We start from the raw sequence: 23,601 nt of genomic DNA on the forward strand, positions 1-23,601 counted from the left end.
AGGCCAGCTCTTACGACTTGCGGATCTTCTCCACAATCGCCGTAGTCGAGCTGTTTTCCACCAGCCCCAGGACCTTCACCGTGCCGCCGTAGGCTGCCACGATGTCAGCACCCACCACCTGCTCAATGCCGTAATCGCCACCCTTGACCAGAACGTCGGGCTTGACTTCGCGCAGCAGGTTTTCCGGGGTCCCCTCCGAGAAGCTGATAACCCAGTCCACAGCGCCCAGGCCGGCCAGGACGGCCATGCGCCGGTCAACACTGTTGATCGGACGCCCAGGACCTTTCAGTCGGCTCACTGACGCATCGTCGTTGACTGCAACGATCAGACGATCGCCTTGGGCCCGCGCCTGCTCGAGGTAAGTCACGTGACCGGCATGCAATATGTCGAAGCAGCCGTTGGTGAACACGATCTTCTCTTTGTGCGCACGGGCATCGTCAACCGCCAGCAGCAGTTGCTCGAGCCCCAGCACACCGCGCTCGGAGCCTTCTTCGCGCTGAATGGCGCGCCGCAGTTCCGGTGCACTGATGGCAGCAGTACCCAGCTTGCCGACCACGATACCCGCAGCCAGGTTGGCCAGGGCCACTGCATGGGGCAATTCTTCACCGGCAGCAATCGCTGCTGCCAGGGTCGAAATCACCGTATCACCGGCACCCGTGACGTCGAACACTTCACGCGCCCGCGCGGGAAGGTGCAGCGCGGGATGACCGGGGCGCAACAAGGTCATGCCGTGCTCACCGCGAGTCACCAGCAAGGCGCCGAGGTCGAGCTCCTGCATCAGGGTCGCGCCCTTGGTCACCAGCTCGTGCTCATCGCTGCATTTACCGACGATGGTTTCGAACTCGCTGAGGTTCGGCGTGATCAGGCTTGCACCACGATAGATGGAGAAATCCTTGCCCTTGGGATCGGCCAATACCGGAATACCACGGGCGCGGGCAGCCTGGATCAGCACCTGATGGTTCTTCAGCGCGCCTTTGCCGTAGTCGGACAACACCAGCACCTTGATGCCTTCGAGCAATTCGTCGACTTGCTCGCCCAAGGCGAGGGCATCGGTAGCGAAAGGTTCTTCGAAGTCGATACGCAGCAATTGCTGGTGACGACTCATGACCCGCAACTTGACGATGGTCGGCTGGTGCGCGATGCGCTGGAACAATGCCCGCACGCCGGCGCCCTTGAGGCTGTTGGCGAGGCTGTCGGCGGCTTCATCGTCGCCGGTGACGCCAACCAGGGAAGCCGGCGCACCCAGAGCGGCAATGTTCAACGCAACGTTGGCGGCACCGCCTGGGCGGTCCTCGATTTGCTCGACCTTGACGACTGGTACCGGCGCCTCCGGGGAGATCCGTGAGGTACCACCATGCCAATAACGGTCGAGCATGACATCGCCGACCACCAAGACAGGGGCTTGATCGAATCGCGGCATGGACAACTTCATGGAGCAACCCACATACAAAATGAACAGGGGCGCGATATTAACACAGGGTTGCCGTGGGCTTGCGCCACGGCTGCAACCGAATGAAACATCGTTCTTCGCCCCCGGGCCTGGATCAGGCGATATTTTCCGTCGGTGCGTCGAGCCCCATGGCGTGCAGGCGCGAGTAGTAGCCATTTTGCGCCAGCAACTGCGCGTGGGTGCCGCGCTCGACAATTTCACCATGGTCCATGACCAGAATGAGGTCGGCCTTTTCGATGGTCGACAAGCGGTGAGCGATCACCAGCGTGGTGCGGCCCTTCATGACCTGGTCCAGTGCCGCCTGGATATGGCGCTCGGATTCGGTGTCGAGTGCCGAAGTCGCCTCATCCAGGATCAGCAACGGAGCGTTCTTCAACAGGGCCCGGGCAATCGCCAGGCGCTGGCGTTGACCACCGGACAACAGCACGCCGTTTTCACCGACCTGGGTATCCAGGCCATCGGGCATCTGGGAAATGAAGTCCATCGCATAAGCATCGGTGGCGGCCTTCTCGATGTCGGCCCGCGGGGCGCCAGCCAGGTCGCCGTAGGCGATATTGTTGGCGATGGTGTCATTGAACAGCGTCACATGCTGGGTGACCTGTGCCACGTGCCGACGCAGGTTACGCAGGCGATAGTCTTCGATTTCGACATCATCGAGCAGGATCTCGCCGGTCTCGTGATGGTAGAAACGAGGGATCAGGCTGGCCAGGGTCGACTTGCCACTGCCGGAGCGACCCACCAGCGCGATCATCTGGCCGGGTGCCGCGGTGAAGCTGATGTTTTTCAACACTTCACGATCGGTGTCCGGGTAGGTGAAGCTCAGGTTGCGCACTTCCAGGTAACCGCTGACGCGATCACGCTCGACCGTGCCGCTATCAACCTCAGGCTCAACGTCCAGCTGTTCGAAAATGCTTTCGGCACCGGCCACGCCTTTCTGGATGGTCGAGCTGACTTCCGACAATTGACGGATTGGCTTGGGCAGCAGGCCCGCCGCCGTGATGTAGGCCACCAGGTCGCCCGCCGTAGCGTCGCCCCGCAGGAACAGTACCAGGAACATCAGCACGGCCATGGCGGTATAGATGACCAGCTGCAACATCGGCGTATACACCGCGCCGGTCTTGGTCATGCGCAGCTGCTTGTCCGTGTTGCCCTGGCTGGCTTCGGCAAAGCGGCGCTCTTCATAGCTCTCGCCGCCGAAGCTGCGCACCACGCGATAACCCTGGATGGTTTCGGAGGCGACGTGGGTCACATCCCCCATCGCCACCTGGATTTTCTTGCTCTGCTTGCGGAATTTCTTGCTGGTGTTACCCACCATGAAGGCAATCACCGGCAGAATCGCCAGCATCACGATCGTCAACTGCCAGTTCATCCACAACAGATAGGCAAACAGGAACACCACGGTCAGGCCTTCACGAATCACGACCTTGATCGCGTCCGTGGCGGCGCCGGTGACCATTGTCACGTTGAAGGTGATGCGCGAAATCAGATGCCCCGAGTTATGGGTATCGAAGTAGCGGTTGGGCAATACCAGCAGCTTGTTGAACAGCTCGACGCGCAGGTCATGCACCAGCCCCAGCGAAACCTTCGCCAGGTAGTAGTTACCCAGGAACGAGCCCAAGCCCTGCCACGCCGCGATCAGGATGATCAGCAGTGGCACCGCCATCAGCAACTGCAGGTCCTTGAGATAGGGAACATTGGGAAAGAGCACGGCTTCAGGGTTGCTCAGGCCGTCGACGAAATATTTGAGGATCCCCGCCAGCATTGGCTGGGTGGAAGCAAAGATCACGAAGCCCACGATACTCAGCAGGAAAAGGCCAACATAGGGTTTTACATACCCCAACAGCCGAAGATAGATTTTCAGGCTGGAGTCCTGTCCCGCTTTGGGCGGTGCGTCACTCATCGTAGAGCTCACTTGTTAGGAAGAACGCGAAATTTTATCACAGGCACCGGGGTTGGCCCGCGCCCATACCAAAACACTGGCCAATCCGATCGGTAGCCAGCTGATGAACCACTCAGCCCTGGGCGTGCCGGTCAGGCTGGCCGCATCAAATTGCATGGCCAGGGTGGAAAACAGCCAGATGCCGATAATGCCCCGGCCGTACAGCGACGTCCTGGCTTTCCAGGCCTCAAGCAGCACGCCAAACCAGACTGCACACCACAGCAGCAGGCCTGGCAGACCCAACTCGATTGCCACATGGCTGAACAGATTATGGGCATGGTCGAAATACATGTCTGCGGCGAACACCTTGTAGTCGCCGCCCAGCCCGAGGCCGCGCCATGGATGCTCGGCGATCATGTTGAGGCTGGCAACCAGGATCTCCGGGCGATAGGAGGCACCGCGGGCCAGCACCAGTGGTTCGAGCAACCAGAACGCCAGCAGCGCCACCGCCAGGGCACCGATTGCGACAACGCAGCTGCGCCGGTCCCGGCACCAGATGGGCATTGCGAGCAACGTGAAGAACAACGCCAGGGCCGCGCCCCGGCTTTGGCTCATCACCACGAACGCGCCAAGCAAGCCCAAGGCCACAGCCCAGAGGGCCTGCATCCAGCGCTCGCTGGGCACCCAAAGCACGAGCCACACGGCCGCGAGCCCGATGACGTAGCCGCCAAGGATCGGGTGAGACAGCTCCCCCAGGCCTTCAAGACGTGCAACCCAGGCATTGCCATTAACACCATAGAATTTTATGACAGCGGCCAGGGCTGTCAGCGCCAGGCCGAAACCTCCCCACTGCATGAGGCGAATCACGCGCTCCGGCCGACCGTTGGCCAATATCGGAAAAAACAGCAGGAACACGACTATGTACAACAGGCGCTTGGCCTCGCGAGCGGGTTCCTCGACGTTGGTCCACGACAGGCTGATCAAAGACCAGACCAGCAAACCAAGCAGCGGCAGGTAGATCCAGCGCTGTTCGTACAACAGCTCTTTGAGTCGAACCCGCGCAGGCCAGGCGAACACCAGGGCCGGGAGCCAGAGCAAAGCGACCAGGCCCTGTTGATAGGCTTTGTTGGTAGGCGCTACGGCAATGGCCAGTAAAAACCAGATCAGCCCTGCGGCCATCCATAGTTGCGCCCAGCGTGTTTCCTGCATCGATTTGCTCCTTGGATAGTTCACCCTGCCTCACCCGGCATGGTTAAAACTGAAACTTTTCGGCATCATTGCCCGCCACGGTGCTCCGCAATTCCGACAAGGCTTTCTACGATGCAATGTTCCCGACTTCCGCAAGACGCTTTAAATCAAATGATTGAAGGCGCCAGAGTATTGGAGGCTGATAGCTACGGTCCGAAAGTCTACCTGTTGCAGGATGGGAATATCCTCAAACTGTTCAGGCGCAAGCGACTATTTTCTTCCGCAATATTTCGCCCGTACTCGAAACGGTTCATCGATAACACCCTGGAGCTGCAAAAGCGCGGCGTGCCCACCCTTCAGGTGCTGCAGTTCTACTGCCTGCAAGGTCCAGGCATGACCGCCGTACTGTATGAGCCATTGCCGGGTGAAACCCTGCGCCAGGTTGCGGCAAAAGACGGCTTTGACTGGCAGCAGAACCTGCCGGCGCTCGCAGAATTGATCCGCAGCCTGCACAAATCGGGAATTTATTTTCGCTCGTTGCACCTGGGCAACATCGTGGTGACGCCAGATAACCGCATGGGTTTGATTGATGTCGCAGACATGCGCTTTGTGCGTGCCCCACTGCCGAAGCACCTGATCAAGCGCAACCTGCAACACTTCGCGCGCTATATTGCACGCGAGAACCTGAACGGCAGCTTTCCAATGCAAGCATTGGAGCAGGCCGTCATGGCGTCATGACAACAGTTCGCGGACCGCTTGGCTGAAGTCGAGCCAGGCCTGGTCAGGTGCCAGCTTGCGGTACTGGCCCGCTGCAATCGTTGATGCGCAGTCATTGAATGCACTCAGAATGGCCGCGCTCCAGGCGTTGACGTCGGCAGCGGCGACATACACACCCTTGTCATCCAGCTGTTCGCGAAACACCGGAAGTTCGCTGGACATCACCGGCACGTCCGCCATCACGGCCTCCTGCATGATCAGCCCCAGGCCCTCGCTCAACGAGGGGATCGCAACCCAGTCGAAAGCGCGGTAGAGCTGCGCGGCGTCGTTCAAATGCCCCGGCAACGAGACATTGCCGCCGAGCCCCAGGCTATCAATACGCGCCTGCAGCGCGGCACGATTCGAGCCCTCGCCGATAATGACCAGACGCAGATCTGCGCGCTGTTTCAGTGCTACCGCGAAGGCGTCGAGCAGGCACGCAAATCCTTTCTTGTCTTCCAGTCGACCGACCGCACCCAGCACCGGCGTCTCGTCGAGCGGCAGCCCCAGGCGAGCACGGGCATCCTCTCGCGAGAGCACCTCGGCGCGAAAGGCAACAGGGTCATATGCACTGCGCAGCGCCTGGATCGGGAGTTGAAGGTCCTGGCCCAGCTTGGTCGCCAGCGTGCCTGACACTGCGACCAGCGTCAGTTGGGTTGGCTTGAAGTGCTGGAACAGCACCCGGTCTTCGGGACGAAGTCGAGTGGACCCGTGGAAAATCACAATGGCACGCACGTGAGGCAGTTTCTTCAGCAGGGGCAACAAGGTGCGGGCAACGCCCAGGCCGTCGAGCAGCAAAAGATCTGCCTGGCTTTCCAGGAGCGCTTTCTTGAAACCGGCCTGCATCCAGGGCTTGGTCAGCCGCCAGAAATGCCGCCCTTTCAACTGCGCGGAGGACAGGTTCCACTCCCTGGCGCCAGCCACGTTCACGCCACAATCAGTTGCGCAGCCCTGTAACAGCCAGGTCTTGACCGGTGATGTCGAGGCCGCCTGGGACAGAATCTGTTGGTGAACCTTGTGTATCGACGCAAAAGGCGCACCGCCGGACCACATCACATTGAGAATGCTCATGGCGCCACGTGCCGCTTCAGGCATCTGCCGGGTTCTCTCCTGGTGCACTTAATTGATGAACCAGCCAATGCATACTCCCACCAGTAGAGACAATGCGAACTTGATCTGTTCGCGCCGACTGCGCCGCGCCTTGCGCTCACGCTCGACAGAAGTCTGGACGTGCAAACCAAACCCCGTATGCCGCACCGCATCACCCTCAAGCGTCACTGCAGTGAGGTTCAGCTGCGCGTAACGCTTGGACAGCGCCTTCTCCCCGTCGTGCGAGGCATAAGGGGCACACAGCCGATATTCCTTGATCCTGCGCAGCCCGGGGTTCAGCGAGAAACTCTGCCACTCGGGCTTGTCCGAGATCAGTGGATAGCAGGCCACACCACCAATGAACTCCCGAGCACCCAGGCGAATGTAAGGGCTGTGCACACTCAGATCGTAAATATAGCTGCGCATCCAGACCTGAAGGATTTCCGGACGCAATTCGAGGATTTTCAGCGAGTCTTCCACGAATCCTGGGCGATAGAATTCCCAGTCGTCTTCGCAATGAAAAATGTACGGAGTGCTGACATGTTCGTAAGCCAGGTCGATGGATGCCAACTGACCGAGCTTCGGGCGATTGACGAACACTGTGCAATGATCTTTCCAGCCCGCAGGGATGGCCGAATGCACAGCCTCGTCCCCGGCATCTTCAGTAATGAAGACTTCGCGGATGGGCGCTGTGTTGAACCGGTCAAAACTCTCGAGAGTGGTTTTGAGCAGGTCCAGGCGGCCACAGCTGGTGACCACCAAGGTGATGTTACTTTCGGTTGAAAACTGCACTTGATTCTCGTTTAAAGTCAAAGTGCCAGCAATATCAATGGCTGACCGGCCCTTGTCAAACGCCCAGTTTCAGGCGCACTTTTTCCAGCAGACTCAGTGGTGCACGGGTGCGCAGCGCCGGCTTGAGCGCCTCGACGATGCGTTCGCCGATACGCGCAAAGCTCAATTGCGCCACTACCAGTTCCCGGCCGTTATCGGCAATGCGCCGTGCCAGCTCAGGGTCGGCCCGCAGTTGCGCGAGTTTTTCCTGCAACTGGGCGATGGTCTGGTAGAACACGATGTTATGCATGTCCTGCAGACCCAACGCGCGGCTCTCGGCCTCGCCCTGGTCATACGCCAGCAACACGCAACCGCAGGCCATGGCTTCGAAGTTCTTGATCATGAACTCGCCCATGCCGACATCGGCACTGACGAAAAAACGGATACGGTTGAGGGTATCGCAGTATTCCTCGCCGGACTTGGTCCGGGTCACGACCAGCGGCTCAACGCGCCCCAGCTCATCGAGCAAGGCTTTGCGACCGCTGTAGGCAACGCTGTTGGTGCTGCCGACAAATGCCAACTCGATATCACGTTCGCGACCCTGGTCCTGCAGCAGGGTCTGGTCGTAGCCCTTGGGCACGAACACCGTATCAAACCCTTCCTCGCGCAGACGCTCGGCCACCACATATCCCGAGCTGATCACCCGCACCCACGGCAGCTTGCGGTAATGGGCGCTGAACTTGCCGGTGTACTTGCACGGGATGTAATTCTGGTAGGCATCGTGCTCCAGAAACACCAGGTTGGGCACGGTCTGGATAAAGCGAACCTGCCTGATTTCCTTCTTGAAGCGCAGGAAGAACACAATGCGGTCGTAGCGAGTTACATCGACGTGCTTGCGGAAATAGCCGCGCAGGTCGTCCTGCTCCTCGCTGGTCAACTCGCGCTTGTCGCAATCGCAATGGGCGGCGATTCCGTCGTAGAGGCGATCAAGGATCGCTCGCTGCTCTTTCTGCACCAGGAACAGAACTTTCAATTGGTTTCTCTCTTTCCAGACAGATCTTGCACCCAGAACAATTCATGGCGCCGGACGGTTTTGCGGAAAAACTCGTTTTCCCCGTAAGCCGGCCAGCGTCGAGCCGCCAGGCACCTCTGTATTGCCCGCCGCAGCAGGCGCTTCAATGGCAGCCTCGGTTGGAGGTCATGCATCATGCCCAGGGCCATTGCCTTGTGGCATTGTTGTTTGTCGGACAGGCCGAGCGCCCAGGGACGCATGGGCTCGTCGGCCGTCAGTTGCGGCGGCAACGCCACGCCAGTGCCTGCCTCACCCATGGGCCAGCGATCGTTATCGTGGAGGTGATTGGCGTAATACAACAAGGTTTCAGGCTGCCAGGCAGTGGCGCCCAGCGCCTGCATGACGGCTTGCTGCGAACACTGGTGGTCCGGATGGGGATCGAAGCGCGGATGCGGCAACACGATGACCTGGGGCTGAATGCGCTCGATCAGCTCATGCAGATCCCCCAGCAAGTTGTTCCAGGTAGGGGCACCGTCAGCATCACTGCGTAGGGCAAACGGGTTGAAGCGGCGGAAGTAGCGAGTATCGCCAAGCTGCGCTTCGCGGGAGGCCGCCGGACAGTCCGGTGCATCCTGCATCGCCGGCAATTGCAGACAGAAATACCCCAGCTGGATGCAGCGTTCCTGCGCGACACCGCCCCACAACGGCACGCCAATGCTGTCCCACGCACGCAGCGAGCCTTTGAGGCGCGCCGCCTCGACGCTATCAAGGCCCATTTGCTGGTAGTGCTCGGCTTCTATTTCACCGGCTGTCACGGTCACGATCCAGCTTTGCTCGGCGCTGCTGTACAAGCCGAACGCCGCCAGCTCGGCGTCGTCGGCGTGGGGGGCGATGACCAGCACCCGCTTGTCACGGTAGTCGGGGTATTCGAAGGCCCACAGCACGGGTTCGCCGAGCAACCGGCAGAACCGTCCGCGCAAGCGCAGTTGCCCCTGGGACAGCACCGACGCCTGCCCGGTCAGGTTGAGGTAGCGCAACCCGTCGACACCCCGCTCGAAAGCCTGACGGTCGGGATTACTGCCCCCCGTTAACTCGACCACGGGATCGAAAAAGCGCCCCAGCCAGGTGCTTTGTATGCGCAGCGCCAACACCAGCGTGGCGTCGTCGACCAGCATGACGCCCTCGTCCAGGCGCAACCGCTCGCCGTCCAGATGGACTTTGGGTTGCTGAGTGTAGGGTGGAAAGCTGTATTGGTAATCATCGCCAGGGGAATAGAACAGATGGTCAGCGAACCAGGCTTCATGGGCTACCCAGCCCAGCACCGCAATGACCAGCGGCAACCACCAGGTCACCAGCCAACCAACGACCACTAACACCAGCAACACGATAAGCAGGCTCAAACGCTTGTTGCGTCGATGGCGCTTTAGCAGCAACTGTTTACGGCTGATGGGCTGATTCATACAGTGAATACCGGGACAGGGTTACACCAGCGATCCTTGTATTCCCGATCGGCTCGCCCGAAAGAGAATCGCAAGGGCTTGTCCAGCGCCCGGGCATGCTCCCAGGCACTTTGCGTATTGAGGAAACTCAGCACGCTGCCGGGACTGAATTCGCGGGTTTCAGGATCGACGCCACCGTTGATGTACTCGACGCTGATCCATTGCGGCGCTTCAACCCGGTAGACCAGTTGAATCGCGATCGGCGCATCATTGAGGAAAATGACCGAGCCAATCAGCAACTCACGCAACAGTTCGATGACCTCTGCCATGCGTTCGGCACCTGTGGCCGGGAAACCCCATCTGCGCTGGAACAGATCGCAGTAGATCGCTGCCAGTTCGCCGCTGGAAAACTCGGTGACTGGTCGCACGACGCCGCCGGCCTCTTCCAGAAGACGCAATTCACGGCGCTGGTTATAGCGGAACTTCTTCGACAATTCTTCAGGGGTGCGGGCCATGGCCAATTGCTCGGCTTGCAGCCTGATACCGGTGAACCTTCCTTCGCTCATCGCGCACAGGTAGCGTGCACGATGGCGCAGCGGCGCCTGGGCATCGGCGGCGGCCGGCAGGATCAGTTCTGCATTGCCCAGGTCGAACAGGCCTTTTTTACCCCGTCGCTTGAGCACATCCTTGGACAGCGCCAGGTCGCGACCCCAGGTCGGGATAGCAGCCTTGATTTCACCTTGCTGTTCCCATGCCAGATAACGCACCGGGATATCGGCCATGTGTGCCAGGCGTTCAACGACCATCGGATGGGTGGCGACACTGCCGCCATAACGGTGCCAGGCATCGGCATAGGTCGCGGCATCGATTACTGCCCAGCCACGTTCGCGCCAGCCTTGAAGTCGGTTGAGCATCAGCCCCTCTTTGCCAGTTCGGTAACACGCGGCAAACGCCAGAAAGCGTCACCCACCGCGCGATCGGAGAAGCGTTCGCGCAAGCGATCAGTCATCAGTTCCGCGCATTGGCGGCGCTGGTGATCGTCCATAGCGGCCAGGTGCTGCAGCCCTTGGGCCAGATGCTCGGCATCACCCAGGGGGAACAGGATACCGACACCTTCGACCACTTCCCTGGCGCCGCCCGCTGCAGTGGCGAGCAGCGGCACGCCGGCGGCCATGGCTTCAAGCAGCACCATGCCGAACGGCTCATGATCGGAACTCAAGGCAAACACATCGAAAGCACGGAAATAACGACGAGCCTCGGGCACCTGGCCCAGGAACAGTACCCGGTCACCGACTCCCAACTCGCGGGCGAGCGCCTTGAGGTCCTGCTCCAGGCGACCGGTACCGAGGATCACCATCTGGCTGTTCACCGGCAAGCCAGGCAAAGCCTTGGCAAAACCGTGCAACAAGGTGGCCTGGTCCTTGTCGGGATGCAGGCGCCCGACGTTACCGACGATCCACGCATCCATCGCCAGGCCAAGGGTCTCCCGGGCTACCTGCCGCGACAGCTGGCTGTCTTGCAATGCCTGCACGTCGATGCGGTTGTAGAGCGTCTGGATTCGGGAATCCGGCCATTTCGGCAGGCATTTGCGCATATCGTCGCGCACGGCATCGGACACCCCGAGCAGGCTCAGGCGCTTGCGAAAAATATGCGCAAAAAGTTTGCGGGTGCCGCGCTTGTAATCGCCAAAGGCATGGTGCACGCCAATCACCGGCAACGAGGTACCGAGCAAGGCGATATAGATCGGTTTGAAGCGGTGGGCGATGCAGAAGCTGAAGTTGCGCGACGCGGCGATCTTGCGCAGATCCCGGATCGCGCCCAACTTCAGGCCACGAATGGACTTTGAACTGTACTCCATGAATAACACTTCATCGGAAGCACAGCCCGCAGCGACTTCGGCATCGGCCGCCCCGGTAAGAAACACCGTGGTCACCCGATAACCGGTCCCCGCGAACAGGCTGGCGTACTGCCGGGCGCAGTCCAGAAACGGCCCGTCATAGCCGTGACAGAACTGCAGCACATGGCGTTCAGCCGAGCGTGTCATATGCGTCAGCGCCCTCTTTGACCACCAGAATGTCTTCCATGATCAGATACTGCAGGTCGGAACCGAAGAACATGTTCAAGGCGTCGGTCGGTGAGCAAATCATCGGCTCGCCACGACGGTTGAGCGAGGTGTTGAGCGAAACACCGTTGCCGGTCAGCACTTCCAGCGCCTTCATCATGTCGTAGTAACGCGGGTTGTATTCGCGCTTGAGCACTTGGGCCCGGGAAGTGCCGTCTTCGTGGACGACTTCCGGCACGCGGGTCTTCCACTCTTCAGCCACTTCAAAGGTGAAGGTCATGAACGGCGCCGGGTGATCGATCTTGATCATCTGCGGTGCAACGGTGTCGAGCATCGACGGGCAGAAAGGCCTCCAGCGCTCGCGGAACTTGATCTGGTGGTTGATGCGGTCAGCAACGCCAGTGGCACTCGGGCAGCCAATGATCGAACGACCGCCCAACGCACGCGGGCCGAATTCCATCCGCCCCTGGAACCAGGCAACCGGATTGCCATCGACCATGATCCTGGCGATATTTTCCGGCATGTTCTCGAGCTTGCGCCACACCGGCTTGCTCGGGTGACGGGCGCATGCTGCCAGCACGTCTTCGTTGGTGTAGGACGGGCCGAGGTAGACGTGTTCCATCTTCTCGACTGGCACACCACGGGCGTGCGACACATAAGCCGCGGCACCGACTGCGGTACCGGCGTCGCCCGATGCAGGCTGGACGAACAGTTCCTTGACGTCGTCGCGGGCGATAATCTTCTGGTTCAGCTTGACGTTCAACGCACAGCCGCCAGCAAAGGCCAGCTTGCCGGTTTCCTTGAGCACGTCGCCCAGATAATGGTCGATCATCTGCAGCGCCAGCTTCTCGAACAGCGCCTGCATGCTCGCGGCGTAGTGGATGTAAGGCTCGTCGGCAATGTCGCCTTCGCGCTTTGGACCCAGCCACTCGATGAGTTTCGGCGAGAAGTAGAAACCTTTGCCTTTCTCTTTGTAGCGGCGCAGGCCAATCACGTTGGCGTAATCGGTGTTGATCACCAACTCACCGTTCTCGAAGGACGCCAGGCGGGAAAAGTCATATTTGCTGGCATCGCCATAAGGCGCCATGCCCATGACCTTGAACTCACCGTCGAGCATCTCGAACCCGAGGAACTCGGTGATCGCGCCATACAGGCCGCCCAGGGAGTCAGGATCGAAGAACTCCTTGATCTTGTGGATCTTGCCGTTCTCGCCATAACCGAAGAAGGTCGTAGCGTACTCACCCTTGCCGTCGATCCCCAGGATCGCGGTTTTCTCCTTGAAACCGGAGCAGTGGTAGGCGCTGGAGGCGTGGGCCAGGTGATGCTCGACCGGCTCGATCTTGATTTTCTTCGGATCGAAGCCCAGTTGCTCGAGGCACCAGACAATTTTGTTGCGATAACGCTTGTAGCGACGGTTGCCCATCAGGATCGCATCAAGTGCACGATCCGGGGCGTACCAGTAACGCTTGGCGTAGTGCCAGCGAGCCTCGCCGAACAGGCTGATCGGGGCGAACGGAATCGCGACTACATCGACGTCGGACGGCTTGATGCCCGCCTGTTCGAGGCAGAACTTCGCCGATTCGTAGGGCATGCGGTTCTTTGCATGTTTATCGCGCACAAAGCGCTCTTCCTCAGCCGCCGCGACCAGCTTGCCGTCGATGTATAAGGCTGCGGAAGGATCATGGCTAAGGGCGCCGGACAGGCCAAGAATCGTCAATGCCACAGGGGTCTAGCCTCTTTAGTCTGCATGCAGGCGCAATGCGCCTCAAAAAATTGATGTGCCCTCGCAAGCGGCGAGAGACAGCTAAAGGGCGGGATTATAGCGTAAACAAGGCGGGAATGACCCAGCGCTTATTTGACTTGGACGATCAAGATCAAAAGATCGCAGCCTTCGGCAGCTCCTACCTCTGGGCGCGAAGGCGAGACCGGCACAATCCCCGTAGGAGCTGCCGCAGGCTTCGATCTTCGCGCCCCATCAGACGCGGGAGATGTCTTTGGGCAAACGCTGATCGATGATTTGGTAGAGGGCGCTGCTCTCTGGCCAATTGCGCATGAATCGCGCCCGATCCCGCGCATAGGCCGGGGCGAAGCTGCCTGGCGAGCCGTGCTGGCACATGGAGTCCAGGTCGATCAATGCCCAGCGATCATGATGCCAGAACAGGTTATGGCCTTTGAAATCGCCATGACTGATGCGCTCGCTGATCAGTTCGGCGAACAGATGATCCAGCGCCAGCAGCTCGGCCTCGGGGGCGTCCCCGCTATCTACATAGGGGGCAAAACGTTCGATGATATCCGGACCTGGAAGGTACTCGGTGACCAGATACGCCCGACTGCGCAGCCAGAAAAAACGCTTCTCCAGCAAGGCCAGCGGCTTGGGCGTAGCAATGCCCAGGAAGGCCAGGCGATTGCCTTCGCGCCACGAATGCCAGGCACGACTTGGGCGCCAGAAACGCTTCAACCAATGGGCGAACCCCTTGATGTTGTAGCGCTTGATAACCAGCGTCCTACCTTCTACCTGCACTTTTCCTACACTCGCCGCGCCACCGGTCTTGTACAGATGGCCTCGATCAAGTAACTCGTCCGCCTGCTCCAGCACTGGCAGCATCGCCGCCTCTTCCTCGCGCCGAATAGCCCTCAAGGCAAACGCCCCGCGCTGGACGCTGAAGAGCGTGCACTCGCGCCCAACCTTGATCAGGAAGTCCTTGAGGCGCCAGGCGCGAACCTTGTTGATCTGCTTCTGCAATGCCTCCATGGGTAAGGCATGCTCGCCATTGCTCAACAGGTAATACACCAGGAGCTCTTCGGTGAAAGGCTCGAGGGATTTGGGCAGTTGGGCGAAAAAAACCCCGAGATTTTCCAGTACTTTCTGCCGCGACAGTGGCTGCCCCGGCGTTTCAGCGCAGATTCCCGCGCCATCAATCAAATACAGACGGCCGCGCTGGCGCAACAGGTTGTCCAGGTGCAGATCTTCCTGCCACAAGCCTTTGCGGTGCATCTGGCCGATCGCCCCCAGCGCAGCTGCCAGGACGGCCGACTGCTCGTCCGCGAGCATTGGCAAACTCTCGACCTGCTTCCACGCATCGCCCAGGCTCTCGGCGCCCTCGAGAAAATCGAACAGCAGCCAGCCGCCCTCGCCTTCCTTCAAGCCATCGGCCAGCAGCAACGGGGTGGTCAAGCCTTGATCGGCGAGCAAGCGCACGCCATTGAGTTCGCGCTGGAAGTGCCGCGACGCTTTAGCGCCGACCAGTAACTTGGCCAGCACCGGACGGCCGCGCCAAACGCCAGCACCGACGTATCGCTGCCCAGGCAGCACGCGCAGCAAGCTCAGCAACTGCAAGTTGGCAGGACCGGCGGCATCGGCCAGTGAAATGCTCAATGGCAGGCCCGGGTTACGCCCTGCATGCTTCAGTTCGGACAAACGCATCAGCGCGCCTCCTTGTAACCGCGCCGCGCACCCAGGCGCTGCAGCCAGCTGTCGATCAGTGAACTGGCCACTGGCTGATCCAGGTAAACCGCCAGCAACTCACGCACTTGTGCGTCGTTCCACTGCGGCGCACGACGCAGCAGAGGCTCGAGATCCTTCACCCGGTCGCGCTGCCCCAGCAGCAATGGCCGGGTCTTTTCCAGGTCAATAAGCTGGGCTTGATAGCCGCTGGCGGTGGCTTGCAGGAAAATGTGCTTGGGATAAAAACAGCCGTGAACCTGGCGTGCACCGTGCAGGCGCCGAGCCAGTTGACCACAGGCTGTAATGATCGCCGAATGTTCCACCTCGCCGAGTTGCGACCAGCGCTGCAACAGCGAGTCGAGGTCATCCCAACCATCCAGCGCACGAGTCAGCAGAATCGCCCGCACTTCGCCCTTGACCTTGCGCTCACCAAAGAACGCCGCTTTCAACGCCGGAATGCCCAGGCTTTCATAGCGACTGATATTGCGAAACTCCCGGGCGAAACTCGGTTCGCCAAAAGGCGCATGCAACGTACGCATTTGGTAATTGCACTGCCGCTTGAGGTAGTAGCCATGACCTTCCAGGTCCAGGCGAAACACGCTGCTCCAGCCACCGCGTGCGGTGTTCGGTTCGTCCACCGCTTCCAGCTGCCTGGCCCACAGCGCTTCGAAGGTGCCCAGACCATGGCGTTCAAGTAAAGCGCGGTCCTCAGCAGCGAGATAATCAGTCATTCGCGACCCTCGAAAAATCTGACAACGTGACGAATGCGCTTCTTGTCCGCCTCATTCAGGCGATCACGTTGGCGGTACTGCAAGTAGAACCGCAGGCGCTGAGTGGCCGACAGCTGGTACTTGGCGACCTTGTCCAGGCACGCCAGGTCTTTGGTGATTCGATACTTGAGCCAAAAGCCGCGCCAGAAGTCGCCGTTCGGGCAATCGATCAGGAACAGCCGGGCCTGATCGTCAATCAACAGGTTTCGCCACTTCAGGTCGTTGTGGGTGAACCGATGGTCGTGCATGGTCCGGGTATAGCCGGCCAACTGCCGGCTCACAACATCGACCCAGGCACGGTCATGGAGTTTCGGATCATGGCGCTCGGCCAGTGCCGACAAGTCTTCGGTGCGCGGCAGTTCCCGGGTGATCATTGCACCTCGATCATAGGCTGCCCCCCGCCGCTCCAGGCCCCACGCCACGACTTCGGCGGTGGGAATACCCCATTTGGCGAACCGTTTAAGGTTCTGCCATTCGGCCTTGACCCGTGGTTTGCCCAGGTAACGACGCAGGCCCTTGCCGGCGCCAACGTAACGCTTGACGTAGTAATTGACGCCGTTGCGTTCGACGCGGATGACTTCGGACAGCGGATCGCGGGTCAGGCGCTCGCCCTGAAGCGCAAACACTGCATCAAGAGTTCCGAAATCTTCTGCCAGCTCGCTGTACGCAGGCTCCAGCTTCCAACCCGACATCAGAGCGCATCTCCGTACCGCTGTTTACGATCGTAGAGTTTGTTCGCCTTGCCTTCGAGCCAGGCGAGCAAGGTTGCTTCCTGGCCCAGGACCTGCCGCAGCGGCTGCTGGAAGTAACCTTTGAGGAAGCGCAACTTGTCGCGACGGGTCAGGCCAATGTCCAGCGCCGAAAAGTACAGCGCGGCCAGGTCCTTGTTGCGCCAGCGCTGAGTGATTGCCGGGCGGGTCTGGGCCCGGTGCAGATCGATCACCGAAAGCTTGAAATCGTCAGCCTTTACCGGCTTGTCGGTGTGCAGCAGGAAATGGCAAATGTAGCAGTCGCGGTGGTTGACGCCGGCGCGGTGCATCATGCCGGTCATGCGCGCCACTTCGGCGATCAGCGCCCGCTTGAGTGTCGGTTCCGGTGGGTTCTTGACCCAATCGATACTGTAGTCTTCGAGGCTGACGGTAGGCGCCAGCTCTTCGGTGACAATGAACGAGTGCTGGTCGGCCGGGTTGCTGCCTTTTTCCCCGTAAGCCACCGCCGTCATGCTCGGCACCCCCACTTCCTTGAGGCGATGGATGGCCTTCCACTCCTGGCCGGCGCCGAGCACCGGCAGCTTGGCGGTGAGCAGGTTCTTGAAGATCTCGCCCCAGCCAATGCCACGGTGGATTTTCACGAAAAAACCGTGGCCGTCCACTTCAGTGCGCAAGGTGCGGCGCGCCTCAAGCTCGCGATAAACCTCGCCCTCGAGGCGCTCGACTTCGGTAAACGGGTCGCGTCCAGCCCAAAGGCTCTTGAACGGTTCAGCCAACATCAATTTCATTTCGCCTGCTCCGCCAGAATCACGTCGGCCGCGTGCTGCGGCATGCTGTAGAGGTCGGCCGTGTCGGCGAAGGCCAAACCGTTGCGACTCCAGGCCGCACGCGCCTGAGCGTCGTTCAGCATGTCGGCCAGGTAGTGGGTCAGTTGCGCCTGATCGAAAGGTTCGTCCAGCACCCGCCCTGCGTCCGCCTCGGCGATGTAATGGGCGTAACCGCAGACCGCGCTCACCAGCACCGGCAGGCCAGCGACCAGGGCTTCAAGCAGAACGGTCCCGGTATTTTCGTTATAGGCCGGGTGGATCAACAGGTCAGCACCCAGCAGGAACCGCGGAATATCGCTGCGCCCCTTGAGGAAGGTCACGTTATCGCCGAGGCCCAATGTCGCACTCTGCATCTGGAATATCTTGGGGTCGTCCTGGCCAATTACAAACAGCCGGGTACGTTTTTTCAGATCGACAGGCAGTCCGGCCAGCGCCTTGAGGCTACGATCGACGCCCTTGGTCTTGAACCCGGAGCCGATCTGCACCAACAGCAGCTCATCGTCCTGCAAGTTGAACTCACGGCGGAATTCAGCCCGGATCTCGTCGGCATTTGCCGGTGCGCGACGATCCTGGGAAATGCCCGGCGGTAGCAGATGAAAGCGCTCCAGCGGGGTGCCATAATGCTTGATGAACAGCGGTTGCTGGACTTCGGAAATCATCAGGACTTCGGTCTTGGCGTCCTTGGCGAACACGGCGCGCTCGTACTCGGCGAAGTGGCGGTAGCGACCCCAGCGACGGTAGAGCGAGTTGCGCAGGTTCTGCGCCTTGTCTTCAAAGCAACCATCGGCGGCGTAGTAGACGTCCAGGCCGGGCATCTTGTTGAAGCCGATCAGACGATCCACAGGACGCCTGGCCAGATCTGCGGCCATCCACTCGCTGAGTTTTTCGTTGCGACGATGATTGAAGAACGCCTTGACCGGTGCTACCAGCACCTCAAAGCCCGGCGGAATATCGCCTTCCCAGATCAGCGTATAGACGCGGATCTGGTGGCCACGCTGCTGGCATTCCAGGGCGATGCGCATGAAGTCGCGCTGCAGGCCCCCGAATGGAAAATATTTGTACAAGACGAATGCCAATTGCATCAGCGCAGCTCCTCAGCCAGTAACAACGTGCTCAGTCGGATCGCGACACGCTCGGGATTCAAACGCGTGAAGCACAGCGGCCACTCGCGTTTCAGGTCAAACCGGCTGGCATCTTCGGCCGTCGGTTGATAGGTGCATTTCTTTTGCAGGCAGGGTGCGCAGGGGAAGTCGCTGGCGATGTGAATCTGCGACTTTCCGTAAGCGCCAGTCAGGCCCGGGTTGGTCGGGCCGAACAGAGACAATGTCGGGACGTCCAGTGCTGCTGCCAGATGGCCAAGACCGGTATCCACCGCCACACAGGCCTGCGCCCCGGCCAACACTTTGCCAACGCCCGCCAGGTTCAGCTTGGGCAGGACTTCAACGTGGCGCATGTCCTTGGCGATGCGCTCGGCGCGCGCTTTTTCGGCCGGGTTGCCCCAAGCCAGCTTCACGCCGACACCCAGGTAGCCAACGCGCTCGGCCAGCTCTCGCCAATAGGCCTCGGGCCAGTGCTTGGTGTCCCAGGTGGTGCCGTGCAGGAACAAAACGTAGGGATTCTTGCGCGGCAGCTCGACCAGACGTTCGACGTTCAGGCCATAGTCACCCAGACCCTTGGGCAAGTCGTAGCCCAGGGCGATGGCGAACAATTGGCGTACTCGCTCCACGGCATGCTGGCCGCGGGCAACTGCCAGGCGCCGATCATAGAAACGTGCCGCGATCGGCTCTCGTGCCGAACCTTTATCGAGGCCTGCCACCGGCGCCTTGACATAACGAGTCAGCAAGGCACTTTTCAACAGGCCCTGGGCATCGATCACCAGATCATATTTTGTCGCGCGAATGCTTTGCTTGAAGCGCTTCCACTCGCCGCTCCTGATGGTCTGCCAGATGTTTTTGCGCCAGCGACGAATCGCGACCGGAATCACCTTGCCCACCGCCGGATGCCAGGTCGGGATCTCCGCGAAGCCCTCTTCCACCACCCAGTCGAATTGAATGCCGGGAATCGCCCGGGCCGCGTCCGTCAGCGCCGGCAACGCATGGATCACGTCACCGAGCGAAGACGTCTTGATCAACAGGACCCGCAAATTATTTGACCTCGACTACAGTGCCCTGCAACCGCTGCAAGGCTTCGTTCACCGCTTGCGGCATAAGCTGGCGCAGGCAGTTGTAATGACCGAAACGGCACGTACGGTCAAAGCAGGGGCTGCATTCGATGCCCAGGCGGACAATTTCGACGTGCTCGGCCAGGGGTGGCGTGAACCCTGGCGAGGTGGAGCCATACACGGCCACCAGCGGTCGGTTCAACGCAGCGGCCACGTGCATCAAGCCGGAATCGTTGGACACCACCGAGTCGGCACAGGACAGCAAATCGATGGCCTCGGCCAGGGACGTCCCGCCGCTGAGGTTCACCGACTCTTCACGCAAGCCCGGGATCAGCCGGGCGCGGATGTCCTCGCCAACGGAGTGATCGTTTTTCGAACCGAACAGCCACACCTGCCAACCCTCGCGAATCCTGGCTTCGGCAACCTGGGCGTAATGCTCGGACGGCCAGCGCTTGGATTCGCCGAACTCGGCACCCGGGCACAGCGCCAGCACCGGACGGTCCAGGGTCAGGCCGAACTTGGCCAGCGCCGCTTCCCGGGACACCGGGTCGATCTGCAGCGTCGGGCGTGGATAAGGTTTTGGCAGCTCGACGCCAGGCTCGAAGGCCAGGGCCATGAACCGCTCGATCATCAGCGGATAACGTTCCTTATCCAGCGTGCGTACGTCATTGAGCAAGCCGTAGCGGAATTCGCCGCGCCAGCCGGTGCGTTTCGCGATGCCGGCAAAGAACGGCACCAGCGCCGACTTCAACGAGTTGGGCAGCAGGATCGCCTGGTCGTACTGGCCAGCCAGGGATTTTCCGATGCGCCGCCGTGTAGCCAATTCCAAGGCGCCGTGGCCGAGCGGAAAGCTCAAGGCCTGACGGACTTCGGGCATGCGCTCCAGGATCGGCCGGCTCCACTCGGGGGCCAGGACGTCGATTTCGCATTGCGGGTGGCGTTGCTTGAGACACTGAAAGAGTGTCTGCGCCATCACCATGTCACCGACCCAACTGGGCCCAACGATCAGAATTTTCATGTAGTTTCCAAAAACGAACCGGGGAGGCCTACGCCTCCCCGCCTCGTGAATCAGCTTAGCCCCAGGTCACGCCAGATCCGCGATACCTGCCGTCGTTCGTCCACGAACTGATCGCCCGGTATTACTCCTGCATCCTTCTGCAAAGCCTGCCGGTGGGCGGCGGAGCGGTAGGCTTTATAGGCCTCGCGCAACAGGCTGGCATCTGCGGCAGGCATCAAGCCTTCCTCTTCCAGCCCTTCCAGAATACGGATGTTGTCGGTCCAGCGTAGCAATGACGGGTGCGTCTGCGACCACGCCAGGGCCGCGTATTGCACCATAAATTCAATATCGACGATACCTCCGGCGTCCTGCTTGAGATCGAACGGCGCCGTGGCCTCGAAGGCATTTGCCGCCGTGCCGGCCGCCGTACTCTTGCTGCCAAGATTATCGCGCATCTTCGCACGCATCTCGCTGACCTCCTGGCGCAAGGTTGGCAAGTCCCTGGCCTTGCCCAGCACCGTGGCTCGCACCTTCTCAAATGCCTGACCGACGTCCTGGCTACCTACCAGCACCCGCGCCCGCACCAATGCCTGGTGTTCCCAGGTCCAGGCTTCGTTTTCCTGATAGCGCGAAAACGCGCCAAGCGAACTCACCAGCAACCCCGAGGCACCGGACGGTCGCAGGCGCATATCCACTTCATAGAGCTGGCCGGAGTTGGTCTGGGTCGTAAGCAAGTGAATGATGCGCTGCCCCAGCCGGGTGAAAAATTGCGCGCCATCGATGGATTTCGCCCCGTCGGTTTCCGCCTGCGGGTCGCCGTCATGAATAAACACCAGGTCCAGGTCCGAACCATGCCCGAGTTCCAGCCCGCCGACTTTGCCATAACCGACAATGATGAACCCGGGATCGCACAAGGTACCGTCGGTGCGCAGCGGAGTGCCATATTTGGCCACCGTCTGCCGCCAGGCCAGGGCCAGCACTTGCTCCAGAATGGCCTCGGCCAGCCAGGTCAGGTAGTCGCTGACCTTCATCAGCGGCAGGCTGCCGGCAATTTCCGATGCAGCCACCCGCAACCGGTGAGCCAGTTTGAAATGCCGCAGGGCTTCCATCTGCTGCTCAAGATCGTCCTCGGGAATGCGCGTCAGGCGCTCGCGCAATTCCGCCGCCAGCTCTGGCGCCAGGGGTGGTTTGAACAAGCGACCTTCATTGAGCAGCTCGTCGAGCAGCAGCGGAAACCGCGTGATCTGCTCGGCAATCCAAGGGCTCGCGGCACACAAAGTCAACAGCCGACGCAGCGCCCCGGGGTTTTCGGTCAACAACACCAGGTAGGCCGAACGACGGGCGACAGCCTCCACCAAGGGCAGCACCCGCTCCAGGACCAGGTCCGGGTTGGCATGCTCCACCGCCTGGGCCAGCAACCGTGGAATAAAGGCATCAAGCCGCTCCCGACCGAGACGCTGCATGGCACGCAACTGCGGGCTGCCGCGCAAACTGGCGAGTGCCTTCAGGGCCTTGGTCGCATCAGCAAACCCGCCCTCCTCCAGCTGCCGACAGGCGGCCTCTTCATCCTGGGCTTCCTCCCACAGCGGCAACCATTCCCCGCCGACCACCACTTCGCTTTCGGTGCCTTCCTCTTCGTCCGGGTCGGCAATGACCTGGCCGAAGTGCCAGGCCACCCGATTGCGCCAGTACATCAGTTGTTCATGGAACGCGGGCCAGTCGGCAAAACCCAGCATAAAGGCAATACGCGCCTGATCCTGCGCGCCATCGGGCAACATCTGGGTCTGGCGGTCGGCAATCGCCTGTATCGCATGTTCGGTGTAACGCAGGAACTCGTAACCTTCACGCAGTTCGCTGACCACGGCCGGCGGCAGGTAGCCCTGGCCTTCAAGAGTGCTCAGCACCTTCAACAGGGGACGCTGCTGCAGGCTCAAGTCCCGGCCGCCGTGGATCAGCTGGAAGGCCTGGGCGATAAACTCCACTTCACGGATCCCACCGGAGCCGAGCTTGATATTGTCAGCCATGCCCTTGCGCCGCACTTCCTGCTGGATCAGCTGCTTCATCGTGCGCAGCGCTTCGATAGCCGAAAAGTCCAGGTAGCGCCGGTAGACGAACGGGCGCAGCATCTCCTGCAGTTGCGCACCGGCGACTTGATCACCCGCCACCACCCGCGACTTGATCATGGCGTAGCGCTCCCAGTCGCGGCCCTGATCCTGGTAATACTGCTCCAGCGCGTTGAAGCTCAGCACCAATGCACCCGCCGAACCGTATGGCCGCAGGCGCATGTCGACGCGGAAGACAAAACCGTCGACCGTCATCGGGTCCAGCGCCTTGATCAGGCGCTGACCCAACCGAATGAAGAACTCCTGGTTATCCAGCGAGCGTTTGACGCCCACTGTTTCGCCGCCCTCGGGATAGGCGAAGATCAGGTCGATGTCCGAAGACAGGTTCAGCTCCACCGCACCGAGCTTTCCCATGCCAAGGATGACCATCTGCTGCGGCTCTCCACTGCGCCGCCCCGTGGGCACGCCGAACTGCTGGCAATGGCGTGCGTACAGCCATTGATAAGCCTGGTCGATGCTGGCGTCGGCCATGTCCGAAAGATCGCGACAGGTCTGCACCAGATCGGCCTGGCGCGTCAGGTCACGCCAGATGATTCGTACCTGATGCCGGGTGCGCTGGCGGCGCAAGGCTCGCCCGAGTTCGTCGTCGGTCTCGGCCTGGTTCACCGCTGCGGCAATCTGCGCGCACAACTCACCCGGGGCAAAGTTACGGTCCAGCTCCCCGGACCGCACCAGCTCCAGCAGCATCGACGGGTCACGCACCGACTGTTCAATCACAAAGTCGCTGGCGGCGCTCACCCGGGCAAATTGTGCCCATCGCTCGGGAGGCCATGCCGACAGACCATGATCATCCTCCAGCGCCTCGACGCCAGCACGGAACGACTGCTCGGCACGGGTGACCAATGGCAGGAGAATGGCGGGCAGTTCAGCAAGCGAAGGGAGGCTCATGGTCTATCCTTGATCGGCGTGGAACGGGCTGCAT

Annotated in this window: 19 protein-coding genes; 1 reads left to right on the plus strand and 18 read right to left on the minus strand. The window is 60.7% G+C overall.

Annotated elements, in window-relative coordinates; genetic code table 11:
• Positions 1 to 10: 10 nt before the first annotated feature.
• The 3 genes from hldE to UB23_RS24740 all read right to left on the minus strand — a co-directional run bounded on the left by hldE (position 11) and on the right by UB23_RS24740 (position 4,538).
• Positions 11 to 1,432 (minus strand): bifunctional D-glycero-beta-D-manno-heptose-7-phosphate kinase/D-glycero-beta-D-manno-heptose 1-phosphate adenylyltransferase HldE, encoded by a 1,422-nt coding sequence (hldE, locus tag UB23_RS24730; RefSeq protein ID WP_045061876.1) that lies wholly within the window; start codon positions 1,430 to 1,432, stop codon positions 11 to 13.
• A gap of 112 nt (positions 1,433 to 1,544) precedes the next feature.
• Positions 1,545 to 3,350, minus strand: a complete 1,806-nt coding sequence (msbA, locus tag UB23_RS24735; RefSeq protein WP_045061877.1) for a lipid A export permease/ATP-binding protein MsbA — start codon at positions 3,348 to 3,350, stop codon at positions 1,545 to 1,547.
• Positions 3,351 to 3,365: 15 nt separating this feature from the next.
• Positions 3,366 to 4,538, minus strand: coding sequence for an O-antigen ligase family protein (locus tag UB23_RS24740; RefSeq protein ID WP_045061878.1), 1,173 nt, complete (start codon positions 4,536 to 4,538; stop codon positions 3,366 to 3,368).
• A 111-nt stretch (positions 4,539 to 4,649) separates the two neighbouring features.
• Here UB23_RS24740 and UB23_RS24745 point away from each other — a divergent pair, with 111 nt between their 5' ends.
• Positions 4,650 to 5,255 (plus strand): lipopolysaccharide kinase InaA family protein, encoded by a 606-nt coding sequence (locus UB23_RS24745; RefSeq protein WP_045061879.1) that lies wholly within the window; start codon positions 4,650 to 4,652, stop codon positions 5,253 to 5,255.
• Here UB23_RS24745 and UB23_RS24750 read toward each other — a convergent pair.
• The 15 genes from UB23_RS24750 to glnE all read right to left on the minus strand — a co-directional run bounded on the left by UB23_RS24750 (position 5,250) and on the right by glnE (position 23,567).
• Positions 5,250 to 6,344: a glycosyltransferase gene (locus tag UB23_RS24750; RefSeq protein WP_045062025.1), complete on the minus strand. Its 1,095-nt coding sequence runs from the start codon at positions 6,342 to 6,344 to the stop codon at positions 5,250 to 5,252. The genes UB23_RS24745 and UB23_RS24750 overlap by 6 nt on opposite strands.
• 48 nt (positions 6,345 to 6,392) lie before the next feature.
• Positions 6,393 to 7,154 carry a hypothetical protein gene (locus UB23_RS24755; protein WP_045061880.1) on the minus strand — a complete coding sequence of 254 codons (762 nt, stop codon included), beginning with the start codon at positions 7,152 to 7,154 and terminating at the stop codon, positions 6,393 to 6,395.
• Positions 7,155 to 7,209: 55 nt separating this feature from the next.
• Positions 7,210 to 8,166, minus strand: coding sequence for a glycosyltransferase family protein (locus tag UB23_RS24760; protein ID WP_045061881.1), 957 nt, complete (start codon positions 8,164 to 8,166; stop codon positions 7,210 to 7,212).
• The gene (locus UB23_RS24765) at positions 8,163 to 9,593 is read right to left on the minus strand and encodes a PIG-L deacetylase family protein (RefSeq protein WP_045062026.1); all 1,431 of its coding nucleotides are present in this window, start codon (positions 9,591 to 9,593) and stop codon (positions 8,163 to 8,165) included. The genes UB23_RS24760 and UB23_RS24765 overlap by 4 nt, the downstream gene beginning before the upstream one ends.
• An 8-nt stretch (positions 9,594 to 9,601) precedes the next feature.
• Positions 9,602 to 10,498, minus strand: a complete 897-nt coding sequence (locus tag UB23_RS24770) for an antimicrobial resistance protein Mig-14 (protein WP_045061882.1) — start codon at positions 10,496 to 10,498, stop codon at positions 9,602 to 9,604.
• Positions 10,498 to 11,628 carry a glycosyltransferase gene (locus UB23_RS24775; protein WP_045061883.1) on the minus strand — a complete coding sequence of 377 codons (1,131 nt, stop codon included), beginning with the start codon at positions 11,626 to 11,628 and terminating at the stop codon, positions 10,498 to 10,500. The genes UB23_RS24770 and UB23_RS24775 overlap by 1 nt, the downstream gene beginning before the upstream one ends.
• Positions 11,612 to 13,369: a carbamoyltransferase family protein gene (locus UB23_RS24780; RefSeq protein ID WP_045061884.1), complete on the minus strand. Its 1,758-nt coding sequence runs from the start codon at positions 13,367 to 13,369 to the stop codon at positions 11,612 to 11,614. Before UB23_RS24780 ends, UB23_RS24775 begins: the two co-directional genes overlap by 17 nt.
• A gap of 252 nt (positions 13,370 to 13,621) precedes the next feature.
• Positions 13,622 to 15,070: a lipopolysaccharide kinase InaA family protein gene (locus UB23_RS24785; protein ID WP_045061885.1), complete on the minus strand. Its 1,449-nt coding sequence runs from the start codon at positions 15,068 to 15,070 to the stop codon at positions 13,622 to 13,624.
• Entirely contained in the window at positions 15,070 to 15,822 is a 753-nt protein-coding gene (locus UB23_RS24790; protein ID WP_045061886.1) for a lipopolysaccharide kinase InaA family protein, read from the minus strand. Before UB23_RS24790 ends, UB23_RS24785 begins: the two co-directional genes overlap by 1 nt.
• Positions 15,819 to 16,553, minus strand: coding sequence for a lipopolysaccharide kinase InaA family protein (locus UB23_RS24795; RefSeq protein WP_045061887.1), 735 nt, complete (start codon positions 16,551 to 16,553; stop codon positions 15,819 to 15,821). The genes UB23_RS24790 and UB23_RS24795 overlap by 4 nt, the downstream gene beginning before the upstream one ends.
• The gene (rfaP, locus tag UB23_RS24800; RefSeq protein WP_045061888.1) at positions 16,553 to 17,359 is read right to left on the minus strand and encodes a lipopolysaccharide core heptose(I) kinase RfaP; all 807 of its coding nucleotides are present in this window, start codon (positions 17,357 to 17,359) and stop codon (positions 16,553 to 16,555) included. Before rfaP ends, UB23_RS24795 begins: the two co-directional genes overlap by 1 nt.
• Positions 17,356 to 18,480 (minus strand): glycosyltransferase family 4 protein, encoded by a 1,125-nt coding sequence (locus UB23_RS24805; RefSeq protein ID WP_045061889.1) that lies wholly within the window; start codon positions 18,478 to 18,480, stop codon positions 17,356 to 17,358. The genes rfaP and UB23_RS24805 overlap by 4 nt, the downstream gene beginning before the upstream one ends.
• A complete protein-coding gene (gene waaC, locus UB23_RS24810; protein ID WP_045061890.1) occupies positions 18,480 to 19,541 on the minus strand; it encodes a lipopolysaccharide heptosyltransferase I in 1,062 nt (353 codons plus the stop codon). The genes UB23_RS24805 and waaC overlap by 1 nt, the downstream gene beginning before the upstream one ends.
• A gap of 1 nt (position 19,542) precedes the next feature.
• Positions 19,543 to 20,577: a lipopolysaccharide heptosyltransferase II gene (gene waaF / locus UB23_RS24815; RefSeq protein WP_045061891.1), complete on the minus strand. Its 1,035-nt coding sequence runs from the start codon at positions 20,575 to 20,577 to the stop codon at positions 19,543 to 19,545.
• 50 nt (positions 20,578 to 20,627) lie between these two features.
• Positions 20,628 to 23,567 (minus strand): bifunctional [glutamate--ammonia ligase]-adenylyl-L-tyrosine phosphorylase/[glutamate--ammonia-ligase] adenylyltransferase, encoded by a 2,940-nt coding sequence (glnE, locus tag UB23_RS24820; RefSeq protein ID WP_045061892.1) that lies wholly within the window; start codon positions 23,565 to 23,567, stop codon positions 20,628 to 20,630.
• Positions 23,568 to 23,601 lie beyond the last annotated feature (34 nt).

Source organism: Pseudomonas sp. ES3-33 (assembly GCF_000952175.1).
In the GTDB taxonomy this organism is placed as follows: Bacteria; Pseudomonadota; Gammaproteobacteria; order Pseudomonadales; family Pseudomonadaceae; genus Aquipseudomonas; species Aquipseudomonas gregormendelii.